Origin of the sequence: Alkalihalobacillus trypoxylicola (assembly GCF_001590785.1) — a bacterium.
In the GTDB taxonomy this organism is placed as follows: domain Bacteria; phylum Bacillota; class Bacilli; order Bacillales; family Bacillaceae_D; genus Alkalihalobacillus; species Alkalihalobacillus trypoxylicola.
This window is the reverse complement of sequence record NZ_LTAO01000015.1, coordinates 1-15,111: the sequence shown is the minus strand read 5'-3', so window position 1 is coordinate 15,111 and position 15,111 is coordinate 1. Positions and strand designations below refer to the sequence as shown.

General features: G+C 33.0%; 13 protein-coding genes and 1 other RNA gene. 10 read left to right on the top strand and 4 right to left on the bottom strand.

The window, feature by feature from the left end:
* Positions 1-85: 85 nt before the first annotated feature.
* The 4 genes from secG to rnr all read left to right on the top strand — a co-directional run bounded on the left by secG (position 86) and on the right by rnr (position 4,375).
* Entirely contained in the window at positions 86-316 is a 231-nt protein-coding gene (secG, locus tag AZF04_RS11430; protein WP_045485010.1) for a preprotein translocase subunit SecG, read from the top strand.
* A 200-nt stretch (positions 317-516) separates the two neighbouring features.
* Positions 517-1,263: an alpha/beta hydrolase gene (locus AZF04_RS11425; protein ID WP_061948832.1), complete on the top strand. Its 747-nt coding sequence runs from the start codon at positions 517-519 to the stop codon at positions 1,261-1,263.
* On the top strand, positions 1,250-1,996 hold the full coding sequence (locus tag AZF04_RS11420; protein ID WP_061948831.1) for an alpha/beta hydrolase: 747 nt from the start codon (positions 1,250-1,252) through the stop codon (positions 1,994-1,996). The genes AZF04_RS11425 and AZF04_RS11420 overlap by 14 nt, the downstream gene beginning before the upstream one ends.
* A gap of 42 nt (positions 1,997-2,038) precedes the next feature.
* Positions 2,039-4,375, top strand: coding sequence for a ribonuclease R (rnr, locus tag AZF04_RS11415; RefSeq protein WP_061948830.1), 2,337 nt, complete (start codon positions 2,039-2,041; stop codon positions 4,373-4,375).
* Positions 4,376-4,459: 84 nt separating this feature from the next.
* Here the strand turns inward: rnr and AZF04_RS11410 are convergent, their stop codons facing one another.
* Complete coding sequence (locus AZF04_RS11410; RefSeq protein WP_061948829.1) at positions 4,460-4,726, bottom strand: DUF3006 domain-containing protein; 267 nt, start codon at positions 4,724-4,726, stop codon at positions 4,460-4,462.
* A gap of 208 nt (positions 4,727-4,934) precedes the next feature.
* Here AZF04_RS11410 and AZF04_RS11405 point away from each other — a divergent pair, with 208 nt between their 5' ends.
* The 3 genes from AZF04_RS11405 (at position 4,935) to ssrA (ending at position 6,610) form a co-directional block, all read left to right on the top strand.
* Entirely contained in the window at positions 4,935-5,624 is a 690-nt protein-coding gene (locus AZF04_RS11405; protein WP_235599977.1) for a DUF421 domain-containing protein, read from the top strand.
* A gap of 77 nt (positions 5,625-5,701) precedes the next feature.
* Entirely contained in the window at positions 5,702-6,172 is a 471-nt protein-coding gene (smpB, locus tag AZF04_RS11400) for an SsrA-binding protein SmpB (protein ID WP_061948827.1), read from the top strand.
* A gap of 79 nt (positions 6,173-6,251) precedes the next feature.
* Positions 6,252-6,610, top strand: a transfer-messenger RNA (tmRNA) gene (gene ssrA, locus AZF04_RS11395).
* A gap of 143 nt (positions 6,611-6,753) precedes the next feature.
* Here ssrA and AZF04_RS21935 read toward each other — a convergent pair.
* Both AZF04_RS21935 and AZF04_RS21410 read right to left on the bottom strand, forming a co-directional pair.
* Complete coding sequence (locus AZF04_RS21935; RefSeq protein ID WP_305765099.1) at positions 6,754-6,891, bottom strand: site-specific integrase; 138 nt, start codon at positions 6,889-6,891, stop codon at positions 6,754-6,756.
* A 133-nt stretch (positions 6,892-7,024) separates the two neighbouring features.
* Positions 7,025-7,210, bottom strand: coding sequence for a hypothetical protein (locus AZF04_RS21410; protein WP_061950412.1), 186 nt, complete (start codon positions 7,208-7,210; stop codon positions 7,025-7,027).
* Between the two features lie 60 nt (positions 7,211-7,270).
* On the opposite strand from AZF04_RS21410, the gene AZF04_RS22065 reads away from it, so the two are divergent.
* From AZF04_RS22065 to AZF04_RS11375, 3 genes are all read left to right on the top strand, one after another.
* Entirely contained in the window at positions 7,271-7,483 is a 213-nt protein-coding gene (locus AZF04_RS22065) for a peptidoglycan-binding domain-containing protein (protein WP_061948825.1), read from the top strand.
* 1,570 nt (positions 7,484-9,053) lie between these two features.
* Positions 9,054-11,117, top strand: a complete 2,064-nt coding sequence (locus AZF04_RS11380) for an ATP-dependent nuclease (RefSeq protein ID WP_061948824.1) — start codon at positions 9,054-9,056, stop codon at positions 11,115-11,117.
* Positions 11,118-11,128: 11 nt separating this feature from the next.
* Complete coding sequence (locus AZF04_RS11375; protein ID WP_061948823.1) at positions 11,129-13,018, top strand: UvrD-helicase domain-containing protein; 1,890 nt, start codon at positions 11,129-11,131, stop codon at positions 13,016-13,018.
* An 880-nt stretch (positions 13,019-13,898) separates the two neighbouring features.
* Here AZF04_RS11375 and AZF04_RS11365 read toward each other — a convergent pair.
* Complete coding sequence (locus AZF04_RS11365; protein ID WP_061948821.1) at positions 13,899-14,555, bottom strand: DUF6037 family protein; 657 nt, start codon at positions 14,553-14,555, stop codon at positions 13,899-13,901.
* Positions 14,556-15,111 lie beyond the last annotated feature (556 nt).

Genomic DNA, 15,111 nt, shown 5'->3' with positions numbered 1-15,111 from the left:
ATATGTGTGTTTATAGTTAACCATTGCGAAACAAGCCTCGCTATGATAAATTAAGAGGAGTGTATATTGTTGTGGAGGTGTAGAAATGCAAGCTGTCGCTTTTGTTTTATTAATTCTTGTTTCAATCGCTTTAATTGCTGTCGTATTACTACAATCAGGGAAAAGTGCTGGATTAGCTGGTTCTATTTCAGGTGGTGCCGAGCAGCTATTAGGAAAACAAAAAGCACGTGGGATCGATGCAGTTTTAAATAAAGCAACGATTGTGCTTGCTGTTCTGTTTTTCGTTCTTACGATTGCCGTCGCATATTTCTTATAAGATAGGCCAAGCAGTAGGTATACACCTACTGCTTTTTTATGTGAATATCATTTTAGTTACTGATATAAAATGTTGATATAGTGAAGTAGGAAAGAAGATTGCCAGCTCTTCAATTCGGGTATCAAAAAAATAGGATGTTAATTACTCATTAAAAAGGTAGAAGATAAAGGTGAGAAGAACAACAGAAATCAGGTGATACTATGATTGGATGTCTTTGTTTACACGGATTTACTGGTGAACCTTGGGAAGTTGAGCCAATCGCAAATTATCTATTCGAGAAAAAACGTTGGCTCGTTTACACCCCTACTTTACCTGGGCATGGTCCTAATGGCCAATTAAAAGATATTACACACGAACAATGGCTTTATGCAGCAGAGGTGGCAACAGAAGAGCTTTTAAAAAGGTGCGATAAGGTCTACGTTATAGGTTTTTCGATGGGAGGTATGTTAGCCTGCCATATTGCTGCGAAGTATCCGGTTGATAAGGTCGTCTTATTAAGTGCGGCAGCCTATTATGTTAATCCAACTCAACTGCTACATGAATTGAAGGAAGCGATTAAGCTACGAATTCGAGGACAACTACAAAACGATGAGCATTATCAGCTCTATCGGCAAAAGATATTAGAAACGCCCATGTCAGCTGTGTGGCAATTTATGGGCGCCGTAAAACTGATTAAGCCTAAATTGAGAGAGATAAAAGCTCCAACATTAATTATCCAAGGAGAGCTCGATGAAATCGTCCCGAAAAAAAGTGCTCAATATTTATTTGAAAGAATTCAATCAGAAAAGAAGTTATTAATTTTTTTAAAGGATTCTCATCATATGATATGTCATGGATTTGATCAGATTGAGCTCATTCATCATATAGAAGAATTTTTAGAAGTAGAAAAAATAGAAAAAAATGCAGCCGTGAGTATGAGGAAGGAAGATCACAATGAAGTTAGTTAAACCTAAGGATTTTATGTTTGAAGGTGGAGAGCGCGCCGTTTTGTTGTTACACGGTTTTACCGGAACTACCGCAGATGTAAGAATGATTGCTAGACATCTTCAAAAAGAAGGCTACACCTGCCATGCTCCTTTATTTGAGGGTCATGGTGTTCCACCTGAGCAATTATTAAAAACGGGCCCAGATGAATGGTGGGAATCTGCTAAAAAAGGATACGATTTCTTAAAAGAACAAGGGTATGATGAAATAGCTGTCTGCGGATTATCTTTAGGAGGGGTATTCTCCTTAAAATTCGGTTACACTTTACCTGTAAAGGGAATAATACCGATGTGCGCTCCAGTAAAGCCAAGAACAGAGGAATCAATTTACAAAGGCGTTTTATCTTATGCAAAACAATATAAACAACTCGAAAAAAAGTCAGAAAAACAAATCGAAGAGGAAATGGAGCATTTTGAAATGCTTTCAACAGAATCTCTATTAGAATTAAGATACTTAATGAAGGATGTTTCCGAGCATTTAGATCATATTTATGCACCGACTTTTGTCGTTCAAGCAAGAAAGGATGACATGATTGATCCTCAAAGTGCAGAGACCATCCACAAAGAAGTAGAGTCTGAGCACAAAAAATTAAAATGGTATGAAAACTCTGGTCATTCTATTACAATTGGACCAGAAAAAGAGCAGCTTCATGAAGATATACTTGAATTTTTAAATACATTAGATTGGAAAAAATAATGTTGAAGAGACTGAATGCTGCTAATACGAAAGGAGAAAGTTATGAATCAAGATCAGAAAAAGCAATTATTGAATTACTTTCGTGAAGAAGCGGATAAGCCTCTTTCCGTATCTGAATTAGAAGAGCATTTTCAGATTGAAGGTAGTGAAAATTTTAAAGAATTTATAAAACATTTAAATGAATTAGAATCAAGTGGACAGATTGTTCGAACAAGAAGCGATCGATATGGCGTCCCAGAAAAAATGAATCTTGTACGAGGAAAGGTTCAAGGACATGCTAAAGGATTTGCCTTTATTATTCCTGAAATAGAAGGAGAGAAGGATGTATATGTCTCTCAGCCAGATTTAGGAAGCGCGATGAATGGAGATATCGTTTTGGTTCGACTTCATCAGCAGTCCACTGGTGCTAGGCCAGAAGGAAAAGTCATTCGTATTTTAGAGCGTGGCGTTTCAGAAGTGATTGGAACCTATAGTGACCAGAAGGCTTACGGATTTGTCGTTGCTGATGACAAGCGGATTGCCAATGATATTTTTATTCCAAAAGAAGCGATAAACGGTGCGGTTGATGGTCACAAAGTGATTGTCAAAATCGTTAAGTATCCTGAGGGGCGTATGAGTGCTGAAGGAGAAGTTACCCAAATTCTCGGGCATAAAAATGATCCGGGGATGGATATTTTATCGATTATTTATAAACATGGAATTCCATTAGAATTCCCAGATGAGGTCATGGAGCAAGCACATTCAGTTCCAGAAGTGATTGATGAAGCTGATTATGCTAATCGTCGTGATTTAAGAGATGAAGTCATCGTTACAATTGACGGTGCGGATGCTAAGGATTTAGATGATGCTGTCCATGTAAAGAAATTAGAAAACGGGAACTATATTTTGGGAGTTCATATCGCGGATGTTTCTCATTATGTGACTGAGGGTTCTCCGATAGATAAAGAAGCGGCAGATAGAGCTACAAGTGTTTATTTGGTTGACCGTGTAATCCCGATGATTCCACATCGTCTTTCAAACGGAATTTGTAGTTTGAATCCGCAGGTCGATCGTTTAACTCTTTCTTGTGAGATGGAAATCAATTCGGCAGGGCAAGTGGTACAGCATGAAATTTTCCAAAGCGTAATCAATACAACAGAAAGAATGACCTATTCAGATGTAAATAAAATCTTAGTCGATGATGATAGTGAAGTAAAAGCTCGGTATGAATCACTCATTCCATTTTTCAAAGATATGGAAAAGCTAGCTGCAATTTTACGAGCAAAGAGATTTGATCGTGGGGCCATTGACTTTGACTTTAAAGAAGCAAAGGTATTAGTTGATGAAGAAGGTAAGGCGAACGAGGTTGTGATTCGTGAGCGTTCTGTTGCTGAAAAATTAATTGAAGAATTCATGCTGGCAGCGAATGAAACAGTTGCTGAACACTTCCATTGGTTAAAGGTGCCATTTGTGTACCGAATTCATGAAGATCCAGATGCAGAAAAGCTAAATAAATTTTTAGAGTTTATTACGAACTTTGGGTATGTAGTAAGAGGAAATGCCAATACGGTCCATCCAAGAGCGCTCCAAAAGCTTCTGGAAGAAGTAAAAGGAGAGCCCGAGGAAACGGTTATAAGCACGGTTATGCTTCGTTCCATGCAGCAAGCAAAATACGATACGAATAGCTTAGGGCATTTTGGATTATCGACGGATTTTTATACTCATTTTACATCACCAATTAGACGTTATCCAGATTTATTAGTTCATCGTCTTATTAGAACGTACTTAATTCGTGGCAATGTAGACCAAGAAACACAAAGTCATTGGTCAGAAAAGCTTCCTGAGCTTACAAGGCATTCTTCTGAAATGGAAAGAAGAGCGGTAGATGCAGAGCGCGATACCGATAATGTGAAAAAAGCTCAATTCATGGAAGATAAAATTGGAGAAGTATTTCCTGGACTCATTTCAGGTGTCACCAATTTTGGATTATTTGTAGAGCTTGAGAATACCATTGAAGGTTTAGTTCATGTTAGTTATTTAACGGATGACTATTACCACTATGATGAAAAGCAATATGCCATGATAGGCGAACGCTCTGGACAAGTTTTCCGTATCGGTGATGAAATTGAAGTTCGTGTGGTCAATGTAAATGTAGACGAAGCTTCGATCGACTTTGAAGTCGTTGGTATGAAACCAAGGAAAAAGCGTGAAAACAGAAGTCGTCCTAAAGTCATTGAAGGTGGAAAACGTAAAAAGCGTGGTAAAGGAGCTCAAGAGGAAGGGAATAAAAAAGGACTTTCTTTAGGAGATAAACCTAATCGAAAAAAGAAAAAGAAGAAAGCTTTTTATGAGAATGCTCCATCTGTCAAAAGGAAAAAAGGACGTAAAAAGAAAAAATAATTAAAAACCGGTGTATTGAAATCTTCGTCACTAAAGTGACGGAGATTTTTCTCTTTTTTTAGGGTCATCTCTTTAGGTTTAGAATTACTTTTTCTTAAACTTGCTTTTGGTCTGCTTTTTGAGCTGGCTCATTTTTTTCGTTATCCGCTCTTTCGAGATGTATTGGGCTGCTTCATCTAATTGGATATGTATGATTTTTTGATTTTCAATCGTCACTAATAGGGAAGCTCCTTCTTGACTATCTTTTGGGAGAAGAGTAGCTGACACATTCCATTCCTCCTCATAATAATCAACAAGTAAAACGGCTACCTGTCCATCCTCTATCCGGTCTAATATTGCTTTCTTTTCCATGAAATCCTCCTTGAATTTTCAAGTTTCTCTATAATAAAACCCATAATATCATACTTCAATAAAGCTATAAACATAAGAAAAAAGAGCGCAAAATCGTCGTATGCTAGGTAATTAAGACTTGCACAGCATGAATATAACCATATTGGGAAAAACTGATGGTATTGAGACGAAAAAGGGTGGATAAAAAGTGGCTGGACATTTTGAAATTATGATGCGTTCATTCCTCGCTTTTGCCATACTGTTAATTGGTGCCAGAATTTTAGGGAAACAAACGATATCACAGATGAACGTATTAGACTTTATCATTGCCATATCCATTGGCTCGATTACCGCAAATATTGCCTTTAATTTAGAAATTCATATCCATCATTTAATATTAGCTTTTTCATTTTTTGTGATCATTAGTATTTTGACATCGTATGTGTCTTTAAAATCGAGTACCTTTCGCAACTTCGTAACAGGGAATCCAACAGTCATCATTGAACACGGACATCTTTTAGAAAAAAACATGAAAAAAGCACGCTATAATTTAGATGATTTAAACCAGCTTTTACGAGATAAGGACATTTTTGATATACAAGAAGTTTTATTCGCCATTGTCGAAACGAATGGAAAGTTGACGGTATTAAAAAAACCAGAAGCTCGTCCTATAACGAGAGGTGATTTACATATAAAAGTCGAGTCCGAGCGAACTCTACCGATACAGTTAATTATGGATGGAACGATATTAGAGAGAAATTTAAAAGAAAATAATTTAACTACCTTATGGCTCAAGCAAGAATTACATAAACGCGGGCTTCAAAAAGAAGATGTATTTTATGCCGTTTTATCAGGAGTCGGACATTTATTTATTGATACGTACGAAAATCATCTTCATTCGCCAACAGATAAAGAGTAATTTTCTTAGTTAAAATTGACGATACTTAAAAGGATTTGCTATGATAAGAACACGAATGAAACACGAGGTGTCGCGATATGGCGAAGCATGAAAGTAAAGTTATAGCTCAAAACAAAAAAGCGAATCATGATTATTTTATTGAAGAAACCTTTGAAGCAGGTATGGTTTTACAAGGAACTGAGATTAAATCGATCCGTACAGGTCGAATGAACTTGAAGGAATCTTTTGCACGAGTTTCTAATGGTGAAGTCTTTTTACACAATGCTCATATATCTGAATATGAGCAGGGGAATCGTTATAACCATGATCCAGTGCGAGCGAGAAAACTGTTATTAAAGAAAAAGCAGATTGATATGCTAATCGGCTCGACGAAACAGCAAGGCTATTCAATTGTTCCATTAAAGGTCTATATTAAGAATGGTTATGCTAAATTATTAATTGGTCTTGCAAAAGGTAAAAAGAACTTTGATAAGCGTGAAACGTTAAAACGAAAAGACGCAAAACGAGAAGTGGATCGTGCTTTACGTGAAAGACAAAAGGGGATGTAATTTCCATTTGCTTTCAAAATGATACATGTTATAATGTATTATCCAGAGGGTCATACTCTGGTTTCTTATTTATTGCCAAGGGGACGTTACGGATTCGACAGGCATAGGTCGTGCTTACGTGGCGAGTCGAGGGGGTCGGCCTCGTTAAAACGCCAAAGCCAATAACTGGCAAAACAAACAATAACTTCGCTGTAGCTGCCTAATAGCACTACGCGGTTCCACCCTCCATCGCCCATGTGGTAGGGACTGGGACTCACTTTAGTGGGATACGCTGGCTGCCCGCCGTTTGAGGGCGAAGGAAGAGAATAATCAAACTAGCCATACGGAAGCCTGTTGTTGGGCCGACGTACTGGCGAATCACTAATACAGCAACTACACTCGTAGAAGCGTAAGTGTCGTTATGTTTGGACGTGGGTTCGACTCCCACCGTCTCCATTCCAACAAATCGAGAGTTTGTAAACTAAATCTTGAAGCCCTTGATTTATAAGGGTTTTGAGGTTTTTTTATTTTATTAGAATCCGAGAGAAAACGAGGGTTTTAGATTATTTTTTGCATTCATTTTGCATTGTATAGGTCGTTCATCAGACCGTCAACTTGTCTTGATTCTCTTTGATGCATATTTTTAGTATATTTAAAGTCATTTTTATATTTGTAATCCCAGTTTTATGGATCTTAACTGTGTAATTATCTAAATCTATACAATCCCATGTTAAGCCCAAAGCTTCAGAGAATCTTGCTCCTGTAGAGATTAGAAACAATATAATAAATCTTGATACATAACGAGGTTGTAATTTTTGATTCGTTAAATTAATAATTCACCATAATTATTAAGTGCGCGCTGATAATCTTCTTTTATAGTTCTTTTAACTTAATTCCTTCAAAATATTTCTCTGCAAATTCCACAGCACGTCTTATATCATTATCATTATCTTGACTATTTTTCCCTTTTCTAAATACTTCATACCAACTCCTAAAATATTCAGTAAATAAGTGATCTGACTTCTTCAAGTCGTAGCCTTTGTTTAACTTTGTTTCCATATCTGCAGCTGCAATTGTGGCTTCTTTTTTTGTAATGTTGAGGGTGAATTTTAAGAAATTGTGGAAGATGTAAGACAAGGATTAAGAGGAAATATTACAAGAGTTCTTCAAGCTTTCCTGTATATTAATGGGTTTAATCCTGATCCATTTGATGGCGTATTCGGAAACGGAACGGACAGAGCTGTTAAAGACTATCAACGTACAAATAGATTACAGTTGATGGAATTCTCAGTCCTAAAACATGGGGTAAGTTGTTTTAGATTGATAGGGTAACGTAACTTTTAAATAGTTTCTTTTACTGTTTCTAGTTTTCTCTTATTCCTTGCATTCAGTCACAAATATTTTATGAAAAATTATTGTATAAAAATTTTATGATAAAATTGTATTTTAAACTAATGTATAAATTAGTTTAATGAAATATTAGATAATAAAGGAGGTTTTTCAAATTTCGACTAAAGACTTAAACAAAAAGATTAAAAATCATTTTCAAGTAAAAGGAGAATGGATTAAAGACATTGATGGTAATGATGATTACGAGCTATTAATAGTACCTAAAGGCTCTCTGCCAGAGATAGATAAATTGGTAACAGATGAAGGATATAAAACTATTGACAAAGGGAATTGGTTTGAAAATGACCATTATCTTGTTATTCAGATATTAGAATGAGAAATAAGAGGGTTTTTAATTAGTAATATAACAGTACAAAATGACTTAAACCTAAAAATATTAAGGCTAAAAATAATATATTTAATCTCATTCATATGTTTTAAGAGCTTATTGCCTTGTTTTTAGCTGTTTTGAATATATAAAAAAATATTTTCCTGACTTATGCAAGATAATTGATCTGAGAAATCTACAATATAAGAGAGAAGAGAATGAGAAAAAAAGAAAATTATAGAAAGCAAATTTTTGAGGACACTAGAAAAGGAACCGCCTATCAGCCTAAACCAGTTTGTTAAAGAGTATGATATTAAAGCAGGAGTTGCTCAAGTTATTGCCCTGAATTGTCAAGGAATTTAGTGATTAATTATAAGAGCTATATTAAGAACCTGAGAAAGTTGAGAGAGGAGAGAATAAAAGAAGAATTAACAGAAGCTATGTATAAATTGCATAGCGAAGGTAGGTACATATCCTTCTGGTAAAGCTTTAAACAAAATATTATCTAATTCCAACTGTTTAATTAAGTTTCACGAAGTTTGGGAAGAAGAATTAAGAAAGTTGGATTATCGAGAATAATTCCAATTAGGTTTCTTATAAACATCAAGTTACAAGATTTTCGTTAAAGCATCGTTACTGGAAGTATATTGGAGTTTTTGAAAGTGGAAAAAAACAAAAATGATTGATTGGAAGTTCTAATTTTCAATATAGAAGGCTTGTTATATTAAGGTTTGACAAGGTTATGTTTTATCTTTGAGCAAACTGAATAAAGAGAATGATGTGTTTAAATAAAATGAGAATAGCTAGATATGTAGGGAGGTGTTTCTAATTGGATTCAACCTCTTTTTGTTTTATCTAAAAAGCTTCCTTCAGTTCTAAAATAAATAAATATTTTTGCACAAAAAGGTAAAGTAATTTTGTAGGGTGTTTTAAAGTAAAAAAGGATACATAAGAGCATAAGCGGTCATGAATATTGCAAAGAGAGACTTATGGTTAAATCTTCACACTTATATGATTTATTTACTAAATTAATATTTCAGATAAGTTAAAAAAGAAATAGTATTATTAAAATTTAGTAAATTATTACTAAGTATTCGGTAATATGCTACATTTTATATAAGAAATTAACCTTTGGTTTATAATGTATTCTAAAATTTTGTAATAGAAGTGTAAGGAGGATTAATAATGTACCTTAGTGAAGTTAAAATTTGGAATTTCAGGAAGTTTGGTATGGGTAATTCTAGTGAACCTGGTGTTTCTGTTCAATTTCAAAAAGGATTTAATTTATTAATAGGAGAAAACGATGCAGGAAAAAGTGCAATTATTGATGCAATTCATTTTACCTTAGGAACAGTAAGTACAGAAAATAGTAGGATTGTAGAAAAAGATTTCTATATAGATAAAGAAGGTGAGGTTAGTTCACACTTAAAAGTAGAATGTATATTTTCAGATTTAACTGATGAGGAAGCTGGAATATTTTTAGAGTGGCTTTCGTTTAATAAAGCTAAGGAGTATGAGCTAATTATTAGACTTGAGGCGGAGAGAGTGTCTAATGAATTATTACACAATAAAATTATACGGACGGTAAAAGCAGGACCAGAAAATGCAGATTCAAGGCTAGAAGCAATTCCTAATGAAGTAATAAAATCCACTTATCTAAAACCGTTGCGTGATGCCAGAACAGAACTGAGACCAGGTTATAGGTCTAGATTAGCTCAAATACTTAAAGGATATTCAGAGTTTAGTACTCTGAATGGTGAAGATCACACTCTAGTTGATATTGTTGCTGAAACAAATAGTAAGATTGAAGAATATTTTAACACACCTGTCAATGGTAAAGATAAATCGATAATTGGAGAGATATCAAGCTATTTAAATGAATTTTTTAGCAAGAATACTGAATATAATCCGCAATTCATGGTAACGCCTGCTAAACTCGACGATATATTGAGAAAGTTAAGTATAGAGTTAGATAGTGATACATTGGCTGGGTTAGGTAGTTTGAATCTACTTTTTATTGCAGTAGAATTATTATTATTAAATGATGGTAAGAGGGTTGGACCAGCATTAACCTTGATAGAAGAAGTTGAAGCTCATTTACATCCGCAAGCACAACTAAGGTTAATAAAGTTTTTACAATCTAATTTAAATAATAGTAGCAGTCAATTTATATTAACGACCCATAGTACGACCTTAGCAGCTTCAACATCACTGTCAAACATCATATTATTACATAAAAATTCATCATTTCCTATGAATCCAGAAAACACAAAATTAGATACAGAAGATTATAAATTTTTAGAACGTTTTTTGGATGCAACAAAAGCGAATTTATTCTTTGCTAGGGGAGTTATTCTTGTTGAAGGAGATGCTGAAAATTTGCTGTTACCAGCATTAGCTGAAGTTATTGATCGCCCGTTACATAAATACGGAGTATCTATTGTGAATTTGGGTAATACAGCTTTTAAGAGATACGCAAAAATATTTATGCGCTCAGAATTTTGGAAGAACGAGGGAGGAGCCCCTTTGTTATTGCCAGTTTCATTAATTACTGATGTCGATATAAAACCTTATGAATATCATGTGATTAGGAATGATACAGAAAAAAGTATGTGTTTCTATTCAATTAAAGATAAAGGAACACTTGATGCAGTCGAATCCCTATATGGATTTGAGGATGTATCTGATAGTAATATAATAGGGGAAGTGTTTACTTCTATAAAAGATTTAGAATCAAAGTTAGTTGAATTTGGCCCAATGGATGAATCTTTAGAAGATGACCTAGTAAGATTGACGGTGATTGAATTAAGTAATAAATTAATTGAACATTTAGAGGATATGAAAATTTCTAAGATACAAACTGATTTTAGAGATGATTTTAATAATTTAAATGTATATGTATCTCCTAAATGGACCTTGGAATATGTGTTGGCGAATAGTTGTTTAAATATATTATTAGCGGAATGTGTTCATAATGTTAGATACAAGCATCCAAATTCGGTTCCTAATCAAAAGAAATTACAAGGTATAATTGCTCAACTTGAACAAGATAAATCTAGAGACATAAAATCTGGAGCTTATGAATTGTTTAAGCCACTAGATAATAAACTAGTATCAAAAGCCGAGGTAGCTCAGACACTTGCATATGAGTTAATTAATAATAAGGAAGAATTAAAGGAGAAAGTGATGTCAGACAGTACATTATCTTATTTAATAGATGCCATTATTCATGTGACGGATAATCAGTAAGGGGTGGATTAATGTTCAGTACTGAGGGATTTTCATTAATAGAGAAGAAAATATTAGGTAATAAATATAGATTTAATAAAGAACAAATAGAGGTAATAAACGCAGAGGGAAATGCGAATATTATTGCAGGACCTGGTAGTGGTAAAACAACAGTTCTAGTTGCTAAATTAGCTCTATTTCTTAAGGAAAGGGTTACAAACAATAAAGGAATATGTATAATTACACATACAAATGTAGCAGTAGATGAAATAAAAGAGGGACTAAAAAAAGTTGGTATTAATAATATAGAGTATCCAAACTTTGTGGGAACAATACACGAATTTTTTAATCACTTTACTGCATTCAAAGCTTACAGAGAATTATTTCCCAATATAACACCAGTGATTTTGGATAACGAAATCTTTAAAAAGAAATTTAGTGATATTTTTCTGGGTTATCATAGTAGAATGAATCCCCCGACATCGAAAGTGGACAATTGGCACCTAAAGTTGATAAGCTCTGAGGAATTTGAGCTATATGAAAATGTCTCATCCTACTATTATACGGAATTAATCGATACATTAAGAGACATATTTAAATCAGGAAATTTAAGGCATAATGACTCGCTTTCATTAGCTTACTGGTATATAAGCAAGTATGGAGAGGAACTAAAAAAAGCTCTGTCAAAAAGGTTTGACCATATTTTATTAGATGAAGCACAAGATACAAATAATATTCAGTATAATTTATTATGTGCTCTGTTTAATGATAATATTTATTTTCAAAAATTTGGTGACCCATATCAAGCATTATATACTCTCTATGATAATAATGAAGAGGCATGGAACCCTGAATATGAACGAAAGCATAATAATATTTCTTATAATGAATTAACACATAGTACTAGATTTGGCAATTCAATTGCTAAAATCTTAAAAACTACTTGTATTAAACAATACTCAAACTTTAGTGGTAATAGTAATATAAGATCTTTTAAACCTCATATGCTTATTTATGATAGTGAAGAGAGTGTAATAGAAAATTATAGAGACTTAATTAGAAAATATGAAAATATCGATGAACAATTTAAGGTATCTCATAGGAAAGTAGCAGTAGTTGGCATGACAAAGCCAGATATCAAAAAATTCAATGAAAATTATAAAGAAATTAAAAATGTTAGAACTAATACAGAACTTATGAGTAGTAAGATTTATCAAATATTTATCAAAGGATTATATGAAATCCTTAAATATGCTCATAATATAACTGAACAAAAAAGTAACTTTTCGATGTCAGACATAAAGAAACATATAGCTAAAGAACAACTAGAAATTAAAGTGGATATAGCAAAGTGTATTCATAAGTTAATTAAAGAAAAGAAACTAATTGAAGATGACTTTATGTCTTCGATAGAAAATACTCTTCGTCTATTTAAGAAGAAAGAGCTCTCAAAAATAAAGGGACAAATACCATATAGTAGTGTTAGTAAATATATAAAAGATACTATAATAAGCACAACACTAGGTTATAAATATAGTGAAATAGTAGAGCCTACAACGAATAAACAAATTTATTTTGGGACTGTACATTCTGTTAAGGGTGAAACTCATAAAGCAACATTATTAACAGAGTCGGTTATTATAGAAGATAGATTTTCGCCAAATGAAGTTAAATACTATGCGGGTAAGGTTTTATTTGACTATCTAATAGGCACATATATTGATTATAACAATATGTTAGATGAACAATTTGTGAGAGCTACAAAAAAAGCACTTAAAATTGCTTATGTAGCATTGAGTAGACCTACTCATTTTTCTGCAATAGCAATTAAAAGAGAATGTATTGAAGATAATTATGAAGAAAAGATTCAAAAGGCTAAAGGAGCAGGATGGGAAGTTGTTGAATGCTTTAGTCCAAAATAAAAATAATTCAGTGAATAAAGGAAACTTATGAAAGTGCATTTTAATACTGCTCTTACCTTGTCACTACAATAGAGCTTGTTCCCTAGAAATTCTTGGAGAGACTCCTTCTTCTCAAAGTACGCTTCCTTTAAAAAAGAAGATTGATTAGACTTCATGGGGGACAAGAAAACATTTTTATTATAACTATCCTTATGTAGTCATAAAAAGTTAATTTAAATGGTTTATAGTGTGAAAGAGTATTTGTTAATCATAACAAGAGAAAAGCCGTGCTAATTTTGAGTACGGTTTTATATTATATCGAGAAATTAGTTGAAAACTTGACAGGAATCCCATGAGAGTATCATTCCAAGCCCTGAAGCCAGTAATTACAAATACTAGCGGATGCAAAGTTACAATTAGGTACGGACATTTTGAAGCTTATATTTTTGATTTTTGTATAATTGGGTTGGATGGGAGTGAAATAAAAATGAATAAAGAAGTACAACAATACTACTGTAACGATGATGAAAATGTAAGAAAAGCAATTGAACTAATAAAAAAGTGGACACAGTGAGGAAGAAGTTCGGGAACTGTTTAATTTATCAGATGATGATATGTTGTTGATTGATTTCGTTATTAACGAATGTTAATCACTGTGAATAAACATGATTCAACAATAGATGTAAGAAAGCCAAAATTACGCAAGTAGTGCACAAAAAAATTGCATGTTTTGGCTTTTTAATTATATTCTTTAATTTGTTAAAGTTCTCGTTGCTTAAATAAAAACAAAGACTCTTAATTAAAGCTATAACGCTTGATTGTAGATTTTAATTTATTTATAGGAGTTATTTATATTCCTTTGTTTTATTCTATACCTACTCACTCGAACTAAAAGACGACTTTATTTAGTTGAACGATTAGCAAATAAATTAATAATTTCTATATCGCTTTTACCATCTTCTTTAATATCAGAAAAGAAAAAGCTCAAATTTGTATCATTATAATATCGTTGGTAGAGTTCAGGACGAAGCGATTGTGCTTTATTACTATTCTCAATGCTACGTCTATTGGGTGAGCCATCTTTGTTCCTTCCGTTGCGACGTACATCATAGCAATAAATTGCGTTGGGGTTATTTCCCTCTGCACGACTACCAAGTAACTTACTTTCTATATCACTTTTGTATATCACTTTTTCGTTAGGAATAAAATCGGAAAAAATTTGCGAAAAATCTTTGAATAAATCTCTATTCGCATTTCCTCTTTCTACCCCAAAAAAGTCACAAAAATTTGCTACACTTTGGAAATGAACATTGAAGAAATCTATATAACCAATAATTGATATATTTGTATTGCCTCTCTTTATAAATTCTACTTTAGCTTTAGCATAATTATTTGGTTTCTTCTCATTGTTTTTGTATAGAGTTAATATTACAATGTACTGTTCTTTTTTGTATTGAAATGGAAATGAATCAATAATCCACTTTTTTTCCTCCATATCTTTTAATAAAAACGGTAATGTTTTGAAAAGTAACTTTGTTTTTTTGCTCTCTTGAGTCATTATACTATCCTCCTAATTTAATAAAAATACAGTAGGTCAATAACTTTTTATTCCAATAATACCTTTTATATTTAAATATCCAACTAATCGTACTACTAGTCCAATAAGTTTCGTTTCAAAAGCCTATAATTAGGTTTTTCATAAACATAAGTTAAAAGTATTTCGCTAAAGCATATCGTTGCCGATAGTACATTTTTAAAGTATATCAATGCCAGAAGTACAAATAAAGGTCATATTGGAGCTTTAGAGAGTGGTAAAAAACTAAATTATTGATTAATAGTTCAAATTTTTTAATATAGAAAGATTGTTATACCAAGGTTTGGAAAACTTATGCTTTATTTTTGGGAAATTTTACGTGATTATTGTATAAAAAATTATATGGAAGCCAACTGAATGAATTTCATAATTTGAACCCTTAGTTTCGTAAGGCTTTCAAGACACGAAAAAAGGAGTACCGCCCCAAAAGTCGAATTAGTAAGTTACCACACAAAACTAACGACTGGAGGAAGACTCCCTTATGCCTATTATACGACAAGGAAGCCTATTTGACCTGCAA

Bases quoted from the DNA above. Each gene is read 5' to 3' on its own strand.
- secG (WP_045485010.1), top strand. From the start codon at position 86: ATGCAAGCTGTCGCTTTTGTTTTATTAATTCTTGTTTCAATCGCTTTA.
- AZF04_RS11425 (WP_061948832.1), top strand. From the start codon at position 517: ATGATTGGATGTCTTTGTTTACACGGATTTACTGGTGAACCTTGGGAA.
- AZF04_RS11420 (WP_061948831.1), top strand. From the start codon at position 1,250: ATGAAGTTAGTTAAACCTAAGGATTTTATGTTTGAAGGTGGAGAGCGC.
- rnr (WP_061948830.1), top strand. From the start codon at position 2,039: ATGAATCAAGATCAGAAAAAGCAATTATTGAATTACTTTCGTGAAGAA.
- AZF04_RS11410 (WP_061948829.1), bottom strand. From the start codon at position 4,726: ATGGAAAAGAAAGCAATATTAGACCGGATAGAGGATGGACAGGTAGCC.
- AZF04_RS11405 (WP_235599977.1), top strand. From the start codon at position 4,935: ATGATGCGTTCATTCCTCGCTTTTGCCATACTGTTAATTGGTGCCAGA.
- smpB (WP_061948827.1), top strand. From the start codon at position 5,702: ATGGCGAAGCATGAAAGTAAAGTTATAGCTCAAAACAAAAAAGCGAAT.
- AZF04_RS21410 (WP_061950412.1), bottom strand. From the start codon at position 7,210: ATGGAAACAAAGTTAAACAAAGGCTACGACTTGAAGAAGTCAGATCAC.
- AZF04_RS11380 (WP_061948824.1), top strand. From the start codon at position 9,054: ATGTACCTTAGTGAAGTTAAAATTTGGAATTTCAGGAAGTTTGGTATG.
- AZF04_RS11375 (WP_061948823.1), top strand. From the start codon at position 11,129: ATGTTCAGTACTGAGGGATTTTCATTAATAGAGAAGAAAATATTAGGT.
- AZF04_RS11365 (WP_061948821.1), bottom strand. From the start codon at position 14,555: ATGACTCAAGAGAGCAAAAAAACAAAGTTACTTTTCAAAACATTACCG.